Raw genomic sequence first — 20599 nt, 5'->3', positions numbered from 1 at the left:
GTGTGTCTGATGGTTAGGGGCGCGGCACACGGCGCCACTTCAGCTCAAGGCAACCTTAATCCCCAGCGCAATCAACATGCCACCCAGCAGTCTATCGACCATTTTTTGCATTTTCTCCAACCCATGGCGCACTGGTGCACTTTGGATCAACAGCACCAGCACCGGCCACCAGATTGCGGAAAGGCCAAAAATAATGCCTGCATACCACAGTTTTTCACCGATACCAGAGTGGATTTGCAGCACCTGCGTGAATACCGCGAGGAAGAACAGCGTCGCTTTGGGGTTGAGCAGGTTGCACAGATAACCTTGTACAAAAGCGCTCTGCAAACTGACCTGTTGCCGAGGCTGATGGCTGACGTTCATCTTGCCGCCACCTTTTGATAACAGGGCGTGAATACCGATCCAAATCAGATAGATCGCGCCAGCGTATTTCAACATGTTGAATAACCATGGAGTGGTGGTGATCACTACCGCCAGCCCGGCAACACAGTAAGACATATGGGTTGCTACGCCGCATATCACGCCGACAGCGGTCATCATTGCGGCCAAACGCGGGTAGCGGACGGCATTCTTCATCACCAGAAAGAAATCCGGGCCAGGTGAGAGCATTCCCAGCGTAGCGATACCGGCAACGAATAATGAAGTTTCAAGCATGGCAGAGTCTCAAAGCAAAAGGTGTCATCCTGCCGATAATAACGTGACTCCTCCTGATACGCATCAACCTATCAAGGCAAGATTTGGTTATATGATGGTGACTCATTTAGGGAAGCGGTTAGGTAATATGAATCAGGAATCAATCATTGAATTGCCGCAGGTACATCGGCAACAACGTGAAATCACCCGCCTGTGCATTCAATGTGCATTATTGTTATTGCAGCATGGCGCGGAAAGCATGGTGGTGGAGCAGTTATCAACCCGTCTGGGGTTGGCGCTGGGTATGGACAGTGTGGAAAGTTCGATTTCGGCCAATGCCGTGGTATTGACGACTATCAGCCATGAAGCCTGCCTGACAACAACGCGTAAAAACGTTGATCGCGGTATCAATATGCAGATAGTTACGGAGGTTCAGCATATTGTGATCCTGGCTGAACATAGCCTGGCGGATGCGAAGGATGTTGCACGGCGCTTTGATAAGATTCGCCCGCTGCGTTATCCGCGTTGGCTGGTCGTGTTGATGGTGGCACTGTCGTGCGGCTGTTTCAGCATGCTCAATGGCGGTGGCGGGGATGCGTTCTTAGTGACTTTTCTGGCCAGTGGGGTGGCAATGTTTGTGCGCCAGATGCTGACTGCCCGCCATATGAATCCGTTGATTAATTTTTGTTTGACGGCGTTTGTCGCTACCTCGGTTTCCGGCTTGCTGTTGCGGTTACCGGTATTCAGTCATACCTCAAACGTAGCGATGGCGGCCAGCGTCTTGCTGCTGGTGCCGGGGTTCCCGCTGATTAATGCGGTGGCCGATATGTTCAAAGGCCATGTGAATACCGGGTTGGCCCGCTGGGCGATGGCTAGCCTGCTGACGTTGGCGACCTGCATCGGCGTGGTGATGGCGATGTCGCTGTGGGGATTGCGGGGGTGGTCATGAGTCTACTGTGGGCACTTTTGCAGGATATGCTGTTGGCCGCGGTGCCAGCGCTGGGGTTTGCCATGGTTTTCAATGTGCCGATGCGTGCCTTGCGTTATTGCGCTCTGCTCGGCGCGGTAGGGCATGGCTCGCGGATGCTGATGATGCATTTTGGCATGAATATCGAGTGGGCTTCATTTCTGGCGGCAATCCTGATTGGTATTATCGGGATTAAGTGGTCCCGCTGGTTGTTGGCTCATCCGAAGGTCTTTACCGTGGCGGCGGTGATCCCAATGTTCCCAGGCATTTCTGCTTATACCGCGATGATCAGCGTGGTAGAGATTTCGCATCTGGGCTACAGCGAAGCGCTGATGGCGTTAATGATCTCCAACTTCCTCAAAGCCTGTTTTATCGTCGGTGCGCTATCGATCGGTCTGTCGGTGCCGGGATTGTGGCTATACCGTAAAAATCCAGGCGTTTAAGATCGGGTTGGGCTTCTCGCTAGTGTCTTGCAGCAGCGTGAAGCCCAGCGGTTGGTAAACGGCGAATATTACTGAACCGAATAAGAGCTATCTTATATATTCACATTGCTTTAATTAGCCTATCGACGGTTGCGGGGGCTTTACGTATAGTGTGAGCAATTTTGCTGCCTATACAGGGTTAAACAATGATTATCAGCCTGATTGCTGCCTTGGCGGCGGATCGCGTTATAGGAATGGAAAATGCCATGCCGTGGCACCTGCCAGCAGACTTGGCGTGGTTTAAACGTAACACACTGAATAAAGTCGTCATTATGGGTCGCAAGACCTTTGAGTCGATAGGTCGCCCACTGCCAGGTAGACACAATATTGTTGTCAGCAGCCATCCCGGCAGTGAGCCAGGGGTGACTTGGGTCACTTCGCTGGATGAAGCATTGGCCGCGGCCGGCCAGGTAGAGGAAGCCATGGTGATGGGAGGCGGCAGTATTTATACCCAACTGTTGCCGCGTGCTAACCGGCTGTATCTGACGCATATTGATGCGGAAGTTGAGGGTGATACTTACTTCCCAGATTACGAGCCGGATGAGTGGGAAACCTCTTTCAGCGAGTTTCACGATGCTGATGAACTGAATTCCCACAGCTATTGTTTTGAAATTTTAGAACGTCGTTAAGGGTAGAGGAGCGCGCTTATGCTGCGCTCCAAACCAAACCTCTCGCGCTTATGCAACGGGTAGCGATACCCGTTCTTATCCATTAACGTCTTTTTCATTTCTTGTAACATTTTTGTCACAGTGCCTGATTAGTATGAAGCCCAACTTGAGCGACCCGAGATCCGGTGAACGTTGAGTATGGCGCCCTCTAAAAAGGAAAAACTGATGACGACCAACATTAAACCATTAAATGCAGATCGCCTGATTGATCCCACCCGTCGTAACCTGCTGATTGGCGGCAGTGCTGTTGGCTTGGCCGGTTTTCTTGGCGGTGGTATCTGGATGGCATCCGCCGAAACGTTGCCACCGAATAATCTGTTAGGTTTTAACGGAATTGCAGCTTCAACTGCGGATGACGTGGTGATTGTGCCAGGCTACCGGGCAGAAGTGTTGATCTCGTGGGGAGAGCCCTTAGTCGAAGGTGCAGCGGCTTTTGATCCTCATGGCAACAACAGTGCTGCCGATCAGGAAAAACAGTTTGGTGATAACAACGACGGTATGAGTTTTTTCCCGATTGATGATCGGCACGGAGTGATGGCGATCAATAACGAATACGTCAACGAGCAATATCTGTTCGCTCACGGCGGCAGTAAAGCCACCAGTTTGGAAGATGTACGGAAATCACAGGCGGCCCATGGGGTGTCGATTGTTGCAGTGAAACGCGTGGGGGATAGCCCGCGCTGGGAACTTGATCGTTCATCACGCTATAACCGCCGCATTACCGCCAATACCGCGATGCAACTCAGTGGCCCGGCAGCCGGGCATCCATTATTGAAAACCGCCGCAGATCCTTCTGGCCACAAGGTGTTAGGAACGTTTGGCAACTGCGCGAACGGAAAAACGCCCTGGGGTACTTATCTCACCTGCGAAGAGAACTTTGATACCTATTTTGGTACGAAGCAGGCCGATTATCAGACCACGGCGGAGCAGAAACGCTATACATTGAAAGTGCATGAACCAGAGCGTAACTGGTCGGACTATGATGAACGTTTTGATATCGCCAAGCATCCACATGAGTTCAACCGCCACGGTTGGATTGTTGAAATCGACCCTATGAACCCCACTTCTACACCGATCAAGCATACGGCGCTTGGCCGTTTCAAACATGAAAATGCTGCCGTAACCGTCGCGAACGATGGGCGCTTGGTGGTGTATATGGGGGATGATGAACGCGGTGAGTATATTTATAAATATATCTCTAAAGGCAAAGTGGATGTCTCTAATCCAGCCAATAACCGCAGTTTGCTGGATGAAGGGCAGCTCTACGTGGCGCAGTTTGATGCAGATGTTAATGGCATACCGCTGCAAGGCAAAGGGCGCTGGATCGCGCTGGTGTTTGGGGAGAATGGTCTGACGCCGGAAAATGGCTTTCACGACGTAGCAGAAGTGTTGATTTTCGCCCGTAAAGCAGCCACGCAGGTAGGGGCAACCAGAATGGATCGCCCTGAATGGATTGCGGTGAATCCGCATGATGGGCGTGCTTATTGTACCCTGACCAATAACAGCAAGCGTGGCGAGGAAGGCATGCCGCTCAATGCTGCCAACCCGCGGCCAAACAATATCTATGGCCAGATTATTCGTTGGGATGAAGGCGGGGATGCAACGGCAGTGAATTTTTCTTGGAATATGTATGCACTGTGTGGTAATCCGATTGCGTATCCAGAGGGGGTTAATCGCGGTACACCGAACATCACGGTAGCGAACACTTTTAACAGCCCGGATGGTCTAGGGTTCGATAAAGCGGGGCGTTTGTGGATACTGACCGATGGAAAATACAGTAATAAAGGCGACTATGTCGGGCAGGGCAATAACCAGATGTTGGTGGGCGATCCGCATAGCGGTGAAATTCGCCGCTTTATGGTTGGGCCAAAATCGTGTGAGCTGACCGGGATTGCTTTTACGCCGGATTATAAAACCCTGTTCGTCAATGTGCAGCACCCTGGGGAGGAGGGAGATTCTCATTTTCCTGACAATAGCCCACGCCCGCGTTCATCAGTGCTGATGATTACGCGTGAAGATGGTGGGGTGATTGGGGCATAGAAAGCCGTTGGTTTAAGAGTAGGGCGCAGTGCGCCCTACTGAGGCTGGTGCTCAGTCATATGAAATGGGCAGCGTGTCGGTACCATCAATGGCTTCACGCTGGCAGGCTGGCTGGGTAAAATATTGTTTGTCTTCCCAGCGCAGCAGGGTGAGTTTGCCTCCCCAGCAGCAACCGGTATCCAGCCCGATGATCCCTTCCGGCGTACCTTTGCCTTCCAACGAAGCCCAGTGACCAAAAATAATGGTGTATTCAGGGGAAACCAGGCGTGGTAGCTCAAACCAGGGTTTCAGCGGTGCGGGGGCACTGCCGGGTGCATCTTTGCTAATCATGTCTAGTTGGCCGTTCGGGAAACAGTAGCGCATACGCGTTAGCGCATTAGTGCTGAAACGCAGACGTGCCAGCCCACTGAGCTCCGGTGCCCAGTTATTCGGCATATCTCCGTACATGGTATCCAGAAACAGTGGGTAACTGTCGCTGCTCAACATGGCTTCCACTTCACGCGCGCATATTTGCGCGGTGTCGATGTCCCATTGCGGTGTGATACCCGCATGGCCCATGATCAGCTTACGCTCGTCGTCCACCTGTAAAACAGGTTGACGCCGCAGCCAGTTAATCAGTTCGTCACTATCAGGGGCTTCCAGCAGTGGGGTGAGTTGATCCTTGGGTTTGTTGCGGCTGATGCCCGCATACACGGCCAGCAGATGCAGATCATGGTTACCCAGCACCATACGCACTGCTGAACCGAGTGAACGCACATAGCGCAAAACCTCAAGCGATGCAGGGCCACGTGCGACCAAATCGCCCGTCAACCACAGTTGGTCTTGTTGCGGATCAAAAGAAACTTGCGCCAATAGCGCCTGGAGTTCATCAAAACAGCCATGAACATCGCCGATAAGGTAGGTCGACATATTAATGAATCAACGTTGGAATAGCTAAACGGAACACCGGAATAGCGGTACGAAACGGTTGACCCTGATGATCAACCATTTCGTAATGGCCTTCCATGGTACCCAACGGGGTTTCGAGAACGGCACCGCTGGTATATTGGAACTCGCTGCCTGGGTGGATCACGGGTTGTTCGCCGATGACCCCTTCGCCCTGGACTTCGGTCTGGCGCCCGTTACTGTTGGTGATTACCCAGTAACGGCCCAGGAGTTGCACGTCGAAACGCCCCAAATTACGTATGGTGATGGTATAAGCGAAGACGTAGCGTTCTTCCTCAGGTATTGATTGTGATTCCACATAAATACTTTGTACCTGAATACATACACGGGGCGAATCAATCATAGCCACTACTCCTTTATTGCTGCTGCGCTGAAAGCCAGTTTGCCAGCTTACAGTATTGCGCTACAGAAATATTTTCTGCTCTGAGAGCGGGATCGACACCGAGTTCCAACAACTGCTCTGGGGTGAACAGATCGCCCAGGCTATTGCGGATGGTTTTCCGCCGCTGGTTAAACGCCTGCGTGGTGATACGGCTTAACATACGCACATCACCGACCGGATGCGGGATCTCGCGGTGCGGTACCAGGCGAACCACGGCGGAATCGACTTTCGGCGGCGGAGCGAACGCAGTAGGCGGCACTTCCAGCACCGGGATCACGTTACAGTAATACTGTGCCATCACGGTTAAACGCCCATAAGCTTTGCTGTTCGGGCCAGCAACTAGGCGATTGACCACTTCTTTCTGCAACATAAAGTGCATGTCGCGGATAGCCGAAGTATAGCTGAAAAGGTGGAACATCAGTGGGGTAGAGATGTTATACGGCAGGTTGCCAAAGACACGTAGTGGTTGGCCTGCGGCTTCAGCCAGTGCGGTAAAATTGACCGTCATGGCATCTTGCTGGTGGATAGTCAGTTTATCTTTCAACTGCGGATGCGTAGCCAGGCGTGCGGCCAGATCGCGATCCAGCTCGATCACCGTCATGTGATCCATACGCGCACCTACCGGTTCGGTCAGCGCGCCCAGGCCAGGGCCAATCTCAATGACGGCCTCACCCGGTTGGGGATGAATGGCCGAAACAATGCTATCGATGACAAACTGATCGGTTAAAAAGTTTTGTCCAAAGCGTTTGCGGGCAAAATGCCCTTGGTGGACTCTATTATTCATTACAATTGATTATCATTTTAATGGCGAGATTTAAGGCCGTTTTGAAACTGCCGGCATCGGCGGTGCCGCTGCCTGCTAATTCCAATGCGGTACCGTGGTCAACCGAGGTACGGATGAAAGGCAAACCAAGAGTGATGTTCACTGCCCGGCCAAACCCTTGGTATTTTAGCACTGGCAGGCCCTGATCGTGATACATCGCCAGTACGGCATCGGCATGTTGCAGATATTTGGGCTGGAACAGCGTATCCGCCGGTAATGGGCCGATCAGGTTGATGCCACGGCCGCGCAGGGTATCAAGTGCCGGAATGATCACATCCAGCTCCTCACGCCCCATGTGGCCACCTTCCCCCGCATGCGGGTTTAATCCACAGACATAGATCTGTGGTTGTGTAATACCAAACTTGGTTTGCAGATCGCTGTTAAGAATGGTGAGCACTTCAAACAGGCTCTGCTGCGTAATGGCCGCTGGTACGGCCAGCAGGGGAAGATGCGTGGTCGCCAGCGCGACGCGCAGCTCCTCTGTAGCCAACATCATGACGACGCGTTGACAGTGACTGCGGTCAGCAAAGAATTCGGTATGACCGCTAAACGGAATACCCGCATCATTGATCACCCCTTTATTGACCGGCCCGGTAATCAGTGCGGCAAATTCCCCGTTCATGCAACCATCACAAGCACGAGCCAAGGTTTCCACCACGTAAGCGCTGTTGGCAACGTTCAGTTCACCGGGTGATACGGCAACGGCCGTTTTGATGGGGAGTACCGTCAAAGTACCGGCCTGTTGCGGTTGTGCTGGGTGTGCAGGCTGATAGTCGCGCAGCGTCAATGGCAGTTTCAGGCTGTGGGCACGCTCAAGCAACAAGGCCGGATCGGCACACACGACCAGTTCAACAGGCCAATCCTGTTGCGCCAGCACGGCGACCAAATCCGGCCCAACCCCGGCCGGTTCGCCGGGGGTGATGACGATTCGTTTATTGTTGCGCATTGCTTCCATCAAGGATCTTTATGTAAGCAGCAGCACGTTGTTCCTGCATCCAGGTTTGTGCTTCTTCAGCAAACTTACGGTTGAACAACATACGGTAAGCACGATCTTTTTGTGCTGCGTCGGTTTTATCAACCTGACGGGTATCCAACAGTTGGATCAGATGCCAGCCGAATGCAGAGTGAACAGGCTCACTCACTTCACCTTTCTGTAGTTTCAGCAGTGCATCACGGAAGGCTGGATCGTAAATTTCTGGAGAAGCCCAATCCAGATCGCCGCCCTGAAGAGCCGAGCCAGGGTCCTGTGACAGTTGTTTGGCTTCATCAGCAAAATTCGCTTTACCACTCTTGATATTAGCAAGCACTTCCTGCAATTTTGCCCGAGCCTGATCGTCGGTCAACACCACGGAAGGTTTCAATAAGATATGACGCGCATGCACTTCCGTGACTGAAATAGACTGATTACCGCCGCGGATGTCATTCACTTTCAGAACATGGAAGCCGACGCCGGAGCGGATTGGCCCAATCACCTCGCCTTTCCTGGTGCTCAGCAGCTTTTCGGCAAACAGCGTTGGCAATTCTTGTAGTTTGCTCCACCCCATCATGCCGCCTTTCAGCGCCTGAGAGTCGGCAGAATAGGTGATCGCCAACTTACCAAAGTCTGCACCGCCGTTGATTTCACCAATCAGGCGTTTGGTCAGAGCTTCGGCCTCATCAACCTGCTGCTGGGATGGATTCTCCGGCAGTGGGATCAGGATGTGGCTGAGATTGACTTCGGTATCGCCACCGTTTTGAGCACCAACCTGTTTGGCCAGCGCATCAACTTCCTGTGGCAGGATCGTAATACGGCGGCGTACTTCATTGTTACGCACTTCGGAAATCAGCATTTCTCTGCGGATTTGCGCCCGATAGGTATTGTAGTTCAGTCCTTCATACGCCAGACGGCTGCGCATTTGATCAAGGCTCATTCTATTTTGCGCCGCGATATTGGCAATGGCGTTGTCCAACTCGGCATCAGAAATGGTGATCCCCATTTTCGCTGCCATCTGTAGCTGAATGTTATCCATGATCAGGCGTTCGAGGATCTGGTGGCGCAGCGTCTTGTCATCTGGCAATTGCTGGCCATCCTGCTGCGCGTTGAGTTTCACCGATTGCATTAAACCTTTCACGTCGCTCTCAAGTACAACGCCGTTATCAACGACGGCGGCGACTTTATCCACTTCTTGGGGTGCTGCGAACGCGGCATTGGCACAAACCACCAATCCGAGAAGAAGCGTTCTCCAGTTCTTCATACATTTCCCGTTATCTAATCCGCCAAAGCGGGTGAAAGTTATCTTTTTCCAACATATTTCATATCCCCGTAGGTTTGAAGCCGTAGGGGATATTAATGGCGCTCATTAACTGCTGACGTTTTGGGTAGACATCAAAATGCGCGCTGGTAAGGCAGGATACCGTCACGCAGCATGTCTGTAGTACCGAGGCTGTGATTGTTGCTTAGGCCACGGAGCTCAACGTTAAATGAAATCTTATTGTCATATTTACTGACTTGATCGATGGTATCCCAGTTGGTGATTTTACGCTCATAGCCCACGTTAACCGCCCAACAGCAGGTGTTATAACGCACCCCTACCAATTGGTTAGCGGTCTGTTTCGCCCGGGCATCATAGTAATAAGCCCCTACGACAGCCCAACGGTCAGCGATTGGCCAACTGGCGACCATACCTACCTGTGAAATACCGTCCTGATAACCAGGGTTTTTAATATCCGGCAGAGTAGCCGTAATATATTCCGGGCTGGCATAACGGTAGTTCAACTGAACCATGCGGTTCTGATCCTGACGGTATTCAATGACTGAATCACCTAACGCAACGCTGTCAAGACGGGCGTCGTATTGCACACCACCGCGCAAGCCCCAGCGGTCATCAATCTTCCAATAAGTATCACCGGCCCATACTACGCTGCCGGTATCATCATTGTTGTCAAAGCTGTTGCTTTTATCCCCTGTCCGCGAACGGCTGAGATAGTAGATTTGACCCACAGAAACGTTAAATCGTTCAACTAGCGCATCATCATAAATACGTGACGTTACCCCGGCAGCCAAACGATTTTGTGAAGCAATACGATCCAGCCCGCTGTATGAACGATCGCGGAACAGACCGGAATAGTCGGTTTGTAACAGCGTTGAGTCGTAGGTATAGATGTTGTTTTGATCGCGATAGGGAACGTACAGGTACTGCATTCTGGGTTCAAGAGTTTGGGTATGGTCTTGCGCCCAGTCCATGCCGCGTTCAAACACCATTCTGCCGTCAGTTTTTAGCTGCGGCAAGACACGGTTGACTGAACCCGCCAGATCCGGCGCAACGTTACCCGTGCGGCCTGCATAATCTGCCGCAAAACTGTTTGGAATATTTTGCTGATAGTGTGTTGCCATCACCTTGGCTTCGGTATTCAGGCTGCCCCAACCGTTGACCAATGGCAGACTGATAGCCGGTTCAACGTGCCAGCGGGTGGCTTCTGGGTTGTTCGGGTTCACACTGGTGAACTTGGCGACTTGACTATAAGTGTGTAAATCAAACGGGCCGAGATCGGTTTTGTAATAGTTGAGATCCAACTGAGGTTGCGCACGATAGGCGTTCTGGTTCCCGATGCCGCTGAAGATCTGGAACTGTTTTGATGCCAGGGTGGCATCCCAATTTTCATTGGCATAACCAGCGCTGAATTTTTGTGTGGCATAGCCATCGGTGGTTGAACCAAATCTGGAATCCAAATCGGTGAAATAATAGGGATCGCTAACCCGGGTGTAATCGACGTTGAAACGCCACACCTTGTCCATTACGCCATTATGGTTCCAATAGAATAACCAACGTTTGCTGTCATCCACGTCAGCATGATCTTTCTCAAACTGGCTATCATTGGGCAACCAGTCGAATGCCAGGGTGCCTAAGCCCGGTTCCAGCAGATAACGGAACTCGTTCTGCAACTGTAGACCACGCTGAGTCATGTAATGTGACGTAATCGTTGCGTCAAAGTTTGGCGCTATATTCCAGTAATACGGCAGCAAAATTTCGAAGCCGTTGTTACTGCCATATTTAGCGTTCGGGATCAGGAAACCTGAGCGGCGTTTGTCTCCCACTGGCAGTTGCAGATAGGGGCTGTAAAACACCGGTACATTGCCAATCTTGAAGCGGGCATTCCAGATTTCAGCCACTTGCTCTTCGCGATCGTGGATAACCTCTGAGCCCTCAACGCTCCAGCTGTTATCACCTGGTAAACAGGAGGTAAAAGTGCCGTTTTCCAAAATGATGTAACGGTTCTGGCCGCGCATCTTCATTTTTTCGGCATCACCGCGCCCCTGACGGCCTACCATTTGGTAATTGCCTTCATAGACATCAGTGTCTTTAGTGTTCAGATTTGACCAAGCTTTCGGGCCTTTCAGCTTGATTTGGTAATTACTATAATTGACATCACCCGTAGCAGTGACGGTACGGATGGGGGCTGGTTGTCCCGTTTTTTCCGTCTGATTCAGCTCAACCTGTTCGGCAGTGAGCGTACTATTACCCTGTTCGACATTAACGTTACCGGTAAATAAGACACTGCTTGGATAATTGGCACGTGAATCATCGGACAGGATGGTAACCGGTAAGCTATTTGGGTCGCCGTTGATAATAGGGTTTTTGTAAGTGGGCACGCCGAGCAGACATTGCTCAGCCAGATCAGCCAGCGCATGCTGACTGTAAAGAGCCGTCCAAATCAGTGTGGCCAGCAGTGTTGGGAAACTTTTTTTCATACGCAGTTTTTGTGTTCCGTCATCAGAGGCATCATGTCCGGCAAACGGTCAGAGACTATATTACTCATCGGCATTGCGCTAGTGGTAAATCCTGCTGTTTGACTGCACCGTCGTTAGGCGCAGAGATAAATGAGAGGTATGATAATCCAAATTTTGGTAAAAATCGCCCTAACCCTTGCGTGAAACGAAGGGGAATGTGCGGCTTGTGGTTGATAATTGAGGAGTCTATGCAGTATTGGGGCAAACTGCTCGGAGTGATTGTTGCCATTTGGTCTGGCGCGGGATTCTGGGGTGTAGTTTTGGGGCTGGTTGTCGGCCATATGTTCGATACTGCGCGTAACAACAAGCGTAGCCGAGGCTTTTTTACCAATCAGCAAACGCGGCAGACGTTGTTTTTCCGCACCACTTTTCAGGTGATGGGCCACCTGACCAAATCGAAAGGGCGAGTTACCGAAGCGGATATTCAGATAGCCAGTCTGTTTATGGATCGTTTACAACTGCACGGTGAGGCTCGGACCGCCGCGCAGCAGGCATTCCGAGAAGGAAAACAGAGCCAGTTTCCGCTGCGTGAAACGTTGCAGCAATTCCGCAGTATCTGTTTTGGGCGTTTCGATCTGATTCGGATGTTTCTGGAAATTCAGATCCAGGCGGCTTTTGCCGATGGTTCACTGCATCCGAACGAACGGCAGGTGCTGTATGTGATCGCGGAAGAGTTGGGGATTTCACGCGCACAGTTTGACCAATTCCTCAGTATGATGGAAGGCGGGCGTCAGTTTGGCGGTGGCAGCCGGGGGAGTTATTCACATGGCGGCGGTCACCAACAGGCGCAACGTGGCCCAACGCTCGAAGATGCCTGCAAGGTGCTGGGGGTTCGCAGCACGGATGATGCCGCGGCCATCAAGCGTGCTTATCGCAAGCTGATGGGAGAACATCACCCTGATAAACTGGTGGCGAAAGGGTTGCCGCCAGAAATGATGGAAATGGCCAAGCAGAAAGCGCAGGAAATTCAGGCTGCTTATGACCTGATCAAGCGTGAGAAAGGGTTTAAGTAATTTGTTTTGAAGCGAGCATATCAGGAGCCGAATGCGGCTCCTGATCGCTTGCCTCAGAAATCCGGTTCGGCGTGAAAACGCATCGGCGTTTGGGATGCCGGATGGGTGATGTGCAATTCTTGAGCGTGAAGCTGGAGACGCGGCGCCATCGCTCTGGCGGCGGGATGCGCGTAGAAACCATCGCCCAGAATGGGGTGCCCCAGTGCCAGCATATGGACACGCAGCTGGTGTGAACGCCCGGTGATGGGCATCAATTTCACCCGCGAACTGCCATCTGCATCACGGGAAAGCACTCGATATTCCGTTTGTGCCGCTTTACCGGTTTCAAAACACACTTTTTGCAGTGGCCGATTCGGCCAGTCACAAATCAGCGGTAAATCCACCATCCCCTCGTCATGTTCCATGTGCCCCCAAACGCGGGCGATGTAAAACTTCTTCGGTTCACGCTCACGGAACTGGCGTTTCAATTCGCGTTCTGCGGCCTTGTTCAAGGCGACCACAATCACTCCACTGGTTGCCATATCCAGACGATGTACAGATTCAGCCGCCGGGAAATTGGCCTGAATGCGGGTCATCACGCTGTCTTTGTTTTCTGGCGCACGGCCTGGAACGGAAAGCAATCCACTAGGTTTATTGACCACGATGATATGTTCATCCTGATAAATTACTATCATATACATCCGTATTTTTCTGATTTTGCTAACATTTAATAACTCATTATATTAAGGCGATGAAACCCAGCGACAAAGACAACGCTGATACCAGCGAAAAGAGGCCACTTCCCTAATATCTTGCTGGCACAGGTACAAGCGTTTAAGCAGGTAAAGAATGAAAGCCACTGTCCTGAAAGCGGAAAAGCACCAGCATCAACAAACGGATTAGCGGTTTCACTGCCAAAGATTGGCTTGAACGATACCTGACTCAACATATTGAAGCTCGTCATGGCAAAGGTAGAAAAATCATCCAGGGAGCCAGAAAACCGCCAAATCAGTACGTTACCTGAAGGGCTTTGACAAAAGCTTTGTGGACAAAATCGACCCATTTCCTGCACGGGGAGTCACTCGCAAGGACGTTGTTGCTCTCGTTATGGCTGCTGTTCAGCGTGGCGCTAATGTCCTTGCCGGGCTTATTCTACGCGAACTCCGGGCTGCTTACGAGTTTGCTCTTGGGTTTGGGAAGTGAGATGAGAAGTTTGCCAATTTGGCACAAGGCCAGTCTGATGCAAGCCAAGGTAAAACGGGCATCTAGGCCCGCTAAGCGAGTGCTACCTGACAGCGAATTAGCCCAATTCTTGCGTTGGCTTTCAATATCTTGTTATACATTCAACGAAATATTCAGGTGTTCGCTAATCTTGGCGGTGGTCATCCCTGATAAGCGAAAAGTGAATGGGCCGGTTAAACGGGATAATTACACTTACAGTTTTGTCTCGTTTGCTGGCCCAATTATCCAACCGAAACGATTTGTGGCCGCACTTGGGGCAACACTCCGGGGGGTAAACGGGAAATGCTTCAGGTAGTGGATCAGACGATTGGCTTCTTGACGCAGAGACTCTGGCAGATAAAGGTAATAGTTGATCTTAGTTTCATAAATCACGTTTATTGTCTGCCGTTGCAATGTTAATCAAGGCGATCCCCAAAAAAGCTGAAGTGTCCCTGCTACCCGCCATGCTTAAGGCTGTGCTTGCTAGCGATTAAAGAAGCACCGCAACTGGTTTTATCTCCTTCACGAGCGATATTTTTCCCACCAACACTAAACCCTTGGGCGTGACCGACGATCACTGTTGTACCATGTTGCGGACACACGACAGTATCCCCCTCACAAGCAACCAGAGCCCCTTGATTTTTAAATCCTGAGCAGGCGGTCGTTACGGTGCCACCATGGTCAGTTTTATCACCTAGTACGATCACGGGTTTGGCCATATAGGTTCCTTTTTGAGTTGTGTATTATTGTGAGCGCAAATCAACTTAAAGATGATTTTTATATCTCATCAAAGGCCAGTACATTACAAAATCATAACTGGCCATTGAAGGCTATATATTATAAAACCACCACGAAACGTCCGTTAATTAGAGAAAAAAATGGTGATGTTGATGAATATCCATCATCGTCATGATCAAATGAAATGGGGGAATACTCAGGCTGAGATTTATTAATTAGCCTAACCATTCGGCCTTTATTCATTACCTTAACCTCATAAGCATCCCAGTTAATAGGGGTCATCTTAAAACCCCTTCCTTTAATATGCTCGTAGAATGCTCTGTCTCGGAGGATCTCATCTTCGGTAGAGTCAGTCACATAAGCGAAGGCTTGGAAAGATAATGCCATAAGCTTTTTTATTTTATTCATATCTTTCTTATTAAAGGCTTGCCACAATTCCTCATAGGCTTGTTGTAATAGTTGTCGCTGCTCTGGTGTATCTGTATAGGGTGTAGCTTTTACCCAGGGCCATTCAGGCAGACCATCTGCTGTCACTTTTCGGCTAAACTCATATATTTCCATCCCTTTAGGAAACCAAAGTGCTGCATAGGGATTACCTTTCACAACCCCTGGTTTTATTTCAAACCCTGTTAGATGTTGTTCGACAATCGGTTGATTAATCGATTGATATTTTTCAGGGATTGCCGAATTTTTTGCTGTTGGCTTTCCAGTATCATCAATCGTGATCTTGATATTACTGATAGTCTGCGAACCTTGTTTATTATATTTTATCAAGTCTAGATTGCAGTAGGCATCTTTGCGAAAGCTGTTTTTATCATCATCCTTTACTTTTTGATCAAACCAGTTCATTGAGGCCATTTCAATAGCGATATCATTTTCGCCGTTTTCCATCAATAAAATAGAGGAGGTGCTACCTGTACCAAATCCTCTACCATTACCAGCACTATCACGGTTATCTTGGCCGACTACACCATTAGTTTTAATACTACAAAATGCGTATTTCATATCGAAAACACTACGATAAATTATTTTATCCGCCTGAGCATTGGCTATTGGCATCATTCCTCCTAATAAACATAAAATTAATGCTAATTTATTTTTCATTACTGGTTCCTTTTTTCTTGCTAATATTATGCCTTGCCTGGTTTATAAATCGGATAATTGCTGGTCGTAGTATTACCTTGGCTCGTGTGTTGGGTACCAAGAATCGCTCCATCCTTGTAAGGGTATGCTCCTACAGTATGGCTAGGAATTGATAAACCACTTTCTATTGCCGGTTTAGCCACCATGCGTGATTGACCAAATAAATTGACTCGACATGCAGATTTTTTGGTTTCCAACTTATCGGCAATGATAAATGCAGTTTCGCCTCCAGTGCTCAAAGATTTATTGGATCCCGGAGCGCTTTCTTGTTTACCAACATCAACAGTTAATTCAGCTTTTAGCATCAATACCGCTGAGATACCATCATGTGCAGCAACCAGATCGAGTCCTTTACCATCATTATCATCCAGCTCAAAACGCCCTTTGGTTTCTATTTCAGCTTTGGCATCAAGGGCTACTTCGGCAATCAGCACTTTGGTTTTTATCGCGGCACTGATGTGGCCCACTAATCCAAACTCCAGCTTATTGCCTTCATCGTGATAAAAACTCCATTTCTCCTGTTGATGCAATGCCCCGATTTTAAGGTGAACATCCCCACTGATTTCCAGGTAGCAATCCACGTCGGCAGAAAATGTGTCATCTTCACTTCGTTTCGCCATCACCTTGCGCATCTCTGAAACAATGGCGTCAATCTTGCAATAGGCGGCGATCACCTGAATCAAATCGATTTTGAATTTGGCCCCAAAGAAAGGTGCAGCGGTCACGCCAAAGAAATGACTGGGGCCGATAGTGCTGTCATCGCATCGATAGCTGTAACATAACCCGGCATTCAACGGTAGCAATGTGAGGCTGGCAACGGGATAAGCACGGGTATTCCCGCCGCTCCCCGGCGAGGGCATAAGATATTTTTCCATGCCGGTCAGTAATGTTTTCATTTTACTGATGGTTTCAAGACTTCTTGAGGTGGTGCGTTTTTTCCAGACGTTTGCACTGATTTCTTTTGAGTATTCTTTACCGGCAATCTCCAGCTTGAAACTCACATCCAATTTTACTTGCTGGCTGACGTAAAATGCATCGGTATGCAGTGTCCAGCCGTTACGCAGTTTATTCCTATCTTGTGGTAAAGTCCTTCCCTCACGCATTCGTAGATTATTCTTTATCTGTTCATCACGTCGCTCTTTCACACTGCGCGAGCCGCTGTCGTACTCGTAGCTAAAACCGGTCTCAATGTAGAATGCACTGGCAGGATAAACATCTATCTTGCCGCGAATATCACAACTATGGCAGCCGGTGGTGACCACACTGTATTCATGGGGAGCCTGGAATAGATCTATCGGGTTGACCGCATTGGCGAAATACTCAAACGGCGTGATCTTTTGCCAGTACTCCAGTTCATCGCTGCTAGTTTGCGGTTTGTAATAGACTTTTTCTTTATTCACCAGGGAATTGTGCAGAGGCTTTTCGTTGACGACATTGTTGACGGGATATTGGAGTTTCGCCTGTGGGCAAGCAGGTTTACTGCATTTCCCCTCGATAGTGATCTCCACGTCAACGCCTTCACCCTCGTCATAAACCACCAGCCTTGGCCGGGGGTCAATAGGGTAGGTCTTGCTGATTTGACCATCACTCAATACGACTTTGTGTACACAGGAATCGGGGGTATCGCAGTCGCACAGTGGGCTTCCGGCACGGGTTGATATCTCTGCCATGGTAATATTCCTTAATATCCCTATTGGTTATTCTATCGTAGGAAGATAGCCCAGTTGTTCAAGTAATAATGATTCAACTCGAAAATAGCCGGGTAAACGCAGATCGGACAAATGTTGATACCAACTGTCTGGCCAGGCATCAAGGCTCGCTTTGGGTTGCTGACAAAACAGATAGATCAAACCATACACCGAACGATGATCGGTGATGTTGTGTTGCTGACAAAAGGCATACAGATCCCGGATCGCACGCTCCCAGTCACGTTCAATTGCCTGAATATCAGGAACCCGCTCAAGAAGTGTGTCGGGTAACAATCTGGGGTCAAACGGAATATCATAGCGTTTATTATCAGTTTCTTGCTGCGCCTGCACGGCTTGCTGCCGCCACTTTTTGGCGTTAAGACACAGTTCTACCAGATATTTTTCCTGCTCTTGCTGACACAGATACTGGTATTGTTCCGGCGAAAGTTCAAACAGCTTTTTATACAGTTTGATATTCGATGGATATTGATGATGCAGTGTGCTGAAATCTTGCTGTTGTCGGCTTGGGTAATAGGTGGTTACGCTGAGCAAAGGCCCAAGAAATAGGTGTTGCTGCCAGGCTTCTAACGCACTGAGAAATGCCCAAAAATTACGCGGGTCGTAATAACGGAAAAACACAGGCTTGGCTTCTACCGGTATCTTTATCTGCAAGTATTTACGCAGATGTTGGCGTACCGTTTTCATGTCTGCCGCACTGGTAAACAGTATCCCCCAAGGGGTCGTGTTATTTTCCAACCAGTTTTTCACTGCGGGAGTTAATAGGATCAGATAGGGGGCTAGTTGGGCGATCTCCGGTTGCAAGGGTTCAGCGTACAGGCAACTGACCAGCGGGGTGAATTGCTCCAACATGTCGAATAAGGCTGGTTCTACCCCTGCATCAACAATCGCATATTCGGTGGCTTCTGCCCGCTCTGGCGTGGCGAGATAACGTGTCGCGGTTTGTGATGGTACTGGCGGGTTCATTTATCCCCTCCTGGTGCCGTTTGCTCGCTTTTTGGACAATGAGCAACAAACATTGAGCCACGCTTCGCCGCTACCGCTAAAATAGCCGGGCTGGCGGGTAACACAAGTTCACCAGGACTCGCTGGCCCATTGACATTAACATTAGGGCCTTTGATATCCACGCCTCCAGCATGGATCACTACCATACTGCCTGCGACACGCAATGTGATTTTGCTGTCACTTTGCACGGTGATGTCACGCGATACTTTAGCAGACAGTACTCCCTCTATCAGTTGGGCAACATCGCCACTGACACGCAAGTTTTTATCACCCACGACCCATTCACGATAGTCACCCTGTGTTTTGTGATCTTGCTGGCCTTCTACCGTGACTTTACGGTCATGGGCAATGGCCAATTCATCATCGTGACCAATTTGGGTTGTGCGGTTATAGCCGATTTGTGCATCTTGTGAATTGAGAACCTTGAACGCCAGGTTTTTTTGCGCGTGGATGAACACTTCTTCTTTATCTTTTTCATCTTCAAAACGCAGTTCGTTGAACCCTTCACCTTTATGGGTTTTGGATCGTATCGTCATCTGGGTTTTGGTTACGGGCAAACCACCAGGGGTCCGATTGTTGACATGATAGGTACGCCCGATGATCACCGGCTGGTCGGGGTCGCCGTTCAGAAACTCCACGATAACTTCATGGCCAATGCGGGGAATAGCAGACATCCCCCACCGGGTGCCTGCCCAAGGTTGGGATACTCGTATCCAACAAGAGCTGGTATCATCTGTTTTCCCTGAACGATCCCACAGAAAACGCACCTTGACCCGCCCAAGTTCATCGCAATAAATTTCTTCAGAGGGTGGCCCCGTGACAATGGCAATCTGAGCACCATCAATGCGCGGTTTTGGCAGCGAAAGCGGACGCCATGTCTGGTTGTTGGGAATAAACGCAAACTGGCTGGTTAGGGTCGTCCCTTGACCTCCTGAGACAGTCTCCAGAGCCTGAGGTTGTTGCCCTGTGTGGATAGCCTGGGTGATTTGCCAGTGTGTATTCAACATGTCTAGCGGATGGTTTTCCAGAGTAAAGCGCACACCGGGTTGCAGGGCAGGACAATTACTCGCCCCTTCGCCCTGATGGGCGTCATTACGCAGTGCCTGAATGCGCCACTGTGCAAACTTTTCCCCGTCTGGTCCGGTGCTTTTATAGCGGCCAGGGTAATCGTAATGGAGATACTTGCCGGGTTGATGTTCCATATCACGGGCATACTCGTCGAATTCTGCTGCCCATTGGGGATCTTTGAAGGTGTAATCCTTCAGCAACACGTCCGAAGGGCGCAGACTTTCCCGGCGCTTGAAGGTGGTAATACAAGGCTCATTGAGTGAGGTTTGTTGCTGGTCTGGGTAGTAAGGTAGCGTCGGCCCCTCATTCACGATGATGTTATCATCGGCAAAGACTAGCCGGTGTTTACCATTCTCATGCTCGAAGAAGTAATAAATGCCTTCTTCTGCCGCCATGCGATGAAGGAAATCAAGGTCGCTTTCGTTATATTGGACACAAAACTCCCGGGCTGCATGGGGATAACGAAAAGCATGAGCATAGTCAATAATGTTGTTTTCTTTCATCAAGGTTTCCAGAATGTCTTGAAAACCCTGTTGCTGGAAAATACGCGAGTTTTGCCTTAACCCTGCTCGCCAGAGCGCGGGGCGTACACTGAGTCGGTAACGGGTTTGATGAAGTCCGGTATCGCCTTGCTCAACGGAGATGACAATACCATTGACGATACGTTGTACTTCTGTTTCACGCCAAATGGTCAGCGTGGCAGTATTGTCCAGAATTGAACGGAATTCCACACTGGGGCTGGTACTGGCTACCTCAAGTTCGAGCGTGAAAAGTGTAGAGAATTGCTCATGCAACGTAAAACTCGCCACCACGAAGGTTTTAGGTGGCAGATCCCCCACACTCAACGTAAACCGTAGGCCACTCGCATCCATGTTCACATTTCCTTATTGATTATGTGAATATTTCAATATTAATTTATATAAAATAATGATTTATATATAAAGTATTTTAATGCATGGAGAAAGCGGCAACAACCGGGATTTTCTGAGGGCCGTCTTGGTTATATCTCGTTATGATC

At 49.8% G+C, this 20599-nt stretch carries 18 protein-coding genes; 5 read left to right on the top strand and 13 right to left on the bottom strand.

Features of this window, described 5'->3' with window-relative positions; all coding sequences use genetic code 11:
• Positions 1-39 precede the first annotated feature (39 nt).
• Positions 40-654, bottom strand: a complete 615-nt coding sequence (locus tag Z042_RS23425; RefSeq protein WP_024914233.1) for a LysE family translocator — start codon at positions 652-654, stop codon at positions 40-42.
• 127 nt (positions 655-781) lie between these two features.
• Between Z042_RS23425 and Z042_RS23420 the strand changes: the two genes are divergently transcribed.
• From Z042_RS23420 to Z042_RS23405, 4 genes are all read left to right on the top strand, one after another.
• Positions 782-1582, top strand: a complete 801-nt coding sequence (locus Z042_RS23420; protein WP_024914232.1) for a threonine/serine exporter family protein — start codon at positions 782-784, stop codon at positions 1580-1582.
• Positions 1579-2043 (top strand): threonine/serine exporter, encoded by a 465-nt coding sequence (locus Z042_RS23415; RefSeq protein ID WP_024914231.1) that lies wholly within the window; start codon positions 1579-1581, stop codon positions 2041-2043. Before Z042_RS23420 ends, Z042_RS23415 begins: the two co-directional genes overlap by 4 nt.
• Positions 2044-2228: 185 nt before the next feature.
• The gene (gene folA, locus Z042_RS23410; RefSeq protein WP_024914230.1) at positions 2229-2711 is read left to right on the top strand and encodes a type 3 dihydrofolate reductase; all 483 of its coding nucleotides are present in this window, start codon (positions 2229-2231) and stop codon (positions 2709-2711) included.
• A 204-nt stretch (positions 2712-2915) separates the two neighbouring features.
• A complete protein-coding gene (locus Z042_RS23405) occupies positions 2916-4790 on the top strand; it encodes a PhoX family protein (RefSeq protein ID WP_024914229.1) in 1875 nt (624 codons plus the stop codon).
• Positions 4791-4841: 51 nt separating this feature from the next.
• On the opposite strand, the gene apaH is transcribed toward Z042_RS23405, so the two are convergent.
• The 6 genes from apaH to lptD form a co-directional block, all read right to left on the bottom strand.
• The gene (apaH, locus tag Z042_RS23400; protein ID WP_024914228.1) at positions 4842-5699 is read right to left on the bottom strand and encodes a bis(5'-nucleosyl)-tetraphosphatase (symmetrical) ApaH; all 858 of its coding nucleotides are present in this window, start codon (positions 5697-5699) and stop codon (positions 4842-4844) included.
• Between the two features lies 1 nt (position 5700).
• Positions 5701-6078: a Co2+/Mg2+ efflux protein ApaG gene (gene apaG / locus Z042_RS23395; protein ID WP_024914227.1), complete on the bottom strand. Its 378-nt coding sequence runs from the start codon at positions 6076-6078 to the stop codon at positions 5701-5703.
• 13 nt (positions 6079-6091) lie between these two features.
• Positions 6092-6901, bottom strand: a complete 810-nt coding sequence (rsmA, locus tag Z042_RS23390; RefSeq protein WP_024914226.1) for a 16S rRNA (adenine(1518)-N(6)/adenine(1519)-N(6))-dimethyltransferase RsmA — start codon at positions 6899-6901, stop codon at positions 6092-6094.
• Entirely contained in the window at positions 6894-7886 is a 993-nt protein-coding gene (pdxA, locus tag Z042_RS23385) for a 4-hydroxythreonine-4-phosphate dehydrogenase PdxA (protein WP_024914225.1), read from the bottom strand. Before pdxA ends, rsmA begins: the two co-directional genes overlap by 8 nt.
• Positions 7873-9174 (bottom strand): peptidylprolyl isomerase SurA, encoded by a 1302-nt coding sequence (surA, locus tag Z042_RS23380; protein WP_024914224.1) that lies wholly within the window; start codon positions 9172-9174, stop codon positions 7873-7875. Before surA ends, pdxA begins: the two co-directional genes overlap by 14 nt.
• Before the next feature lie 131 nt (positions 9175-9305).
• Complete coding sequence (gene lptD, locus Z042_RS23375; RefSeq protein ID WP_024914223.1) at positions 9306-11669, bottom strand: LPS assembly protein LptD; 2364 nt, start codon at positions 11667-11669, stop codon at positions 9306-9308.
• Between the two features lie 227 nt (positions 11670-11896).
• Here lptD and djlA point away from each other — a divergent pair, with 227 nt between their 5' ends.
• Positions 11897-12721 carry a co-chaperone DjlA gene (gene djlA / locus Z042_RS23370; protein ID WP_024914222.1) on the top strand — a complete coding sequence of 275 codons (825 nt, stop codon included), beginning with the start codon at positions 11897-11899 and terminating at the stop codon, positions 12719-12721.
• Between the two features lie 53 nt (positions 12722-12774).
• Here the strand turns inward: djlA and rluA are convergent, their stop codons facing one another.
• The 6 genes from rluA to Z042_RS23335 all read right to left on the bottom strand — a co-directional run bounded on the left by rluA (position 12775) and on the right by Z042_RS23335 (position 20453).
• Positions 12775-13395: a bifunctional tRNA pseudouridine(32) synthase/23S rRNA pseudouridine(746) synthase RluA gene (gene rluA, locus Z042_RS23365; RefSeq protein ID WP_024914221.1), complete on the bottom strand. Its 621-nt coding sequence runs from the start codon at positions 13393-13395 to the stop codon at positions 12775-12777.
• 981 nt (positions 13396-14376) lie between these two features.
• On the bottom strand, positions 14377-14640 hold the full coding sequence (locus tag Z042_RS23355) for a PAAR domain-containing protein (RefSeq protein ID WP_024914219.1): 264 nt from the start codon (positions 14638-14640) through the stop codon (positions 14377-14379).
• 118 nt (positions 14641-14758) lie between these two features.
• Positions 14759-15763, bottom strand: a complete 1005-nt coding sequence (locus Z042_RS23350; protein ID WP_024914218.1) for a hypothetical protein — start codon at positions 15761-15763, stop codon at positions 14759-14761.
• A 26-nt stretch (positions 15764-15789) separates the two neighbouring features.
• Entirely contained in the window at positions 15790-17472 is a 1683-nt protein-coding gene (locus tag Z042_RS23345) for a hypothetical protein (RefSeq protein ID WP_024914217.1), read from the bottom strand.
• Between the two features lie 27 nt (positions 17473-17499).
• The gene (locus tag Z042_RS23340) at positions 17500-18474 is read right to left on the bottom strand and encodes a DUF4123 domain-containing protein (protein ID WP_024914216.1); all 975 of its coding nucleotides are present in this window, start codon (positions 18472-18474) and stop codon (positions 17500-17502) included.
• Positions 18471-20453 (bottom strand): type VI secretion system Vgr family protein, encoded by a 1983-nt coding sequence (locus Z042_RS23335; protein ID WP_024914215.1) that lies wholly within the window; start codon positions 20451-20453, stop codon positions 18471-18473. Before Z042_RS23335 ends, Z042_RS23340 begins: the two co-directional genes overlap by 4 nt.
• Positions 20454-20599: the final 146 nt, after the last annotated feature.

Source organism: Chania multitudinisentens RB-25 (genome assembly GCF_000520015.2).
Lineage (GTDB): Bacteria > Pseudomonadota > Gammaproteobacteria > Enterobacterales > Enterobacteriaceae > Chania > Chania multitudinisentens.
The sequence above is the reverse complement of the archived record's forward strand: the minus strand, read 5'-3'. Positions and strand labels throughout refer to the sequence as shown.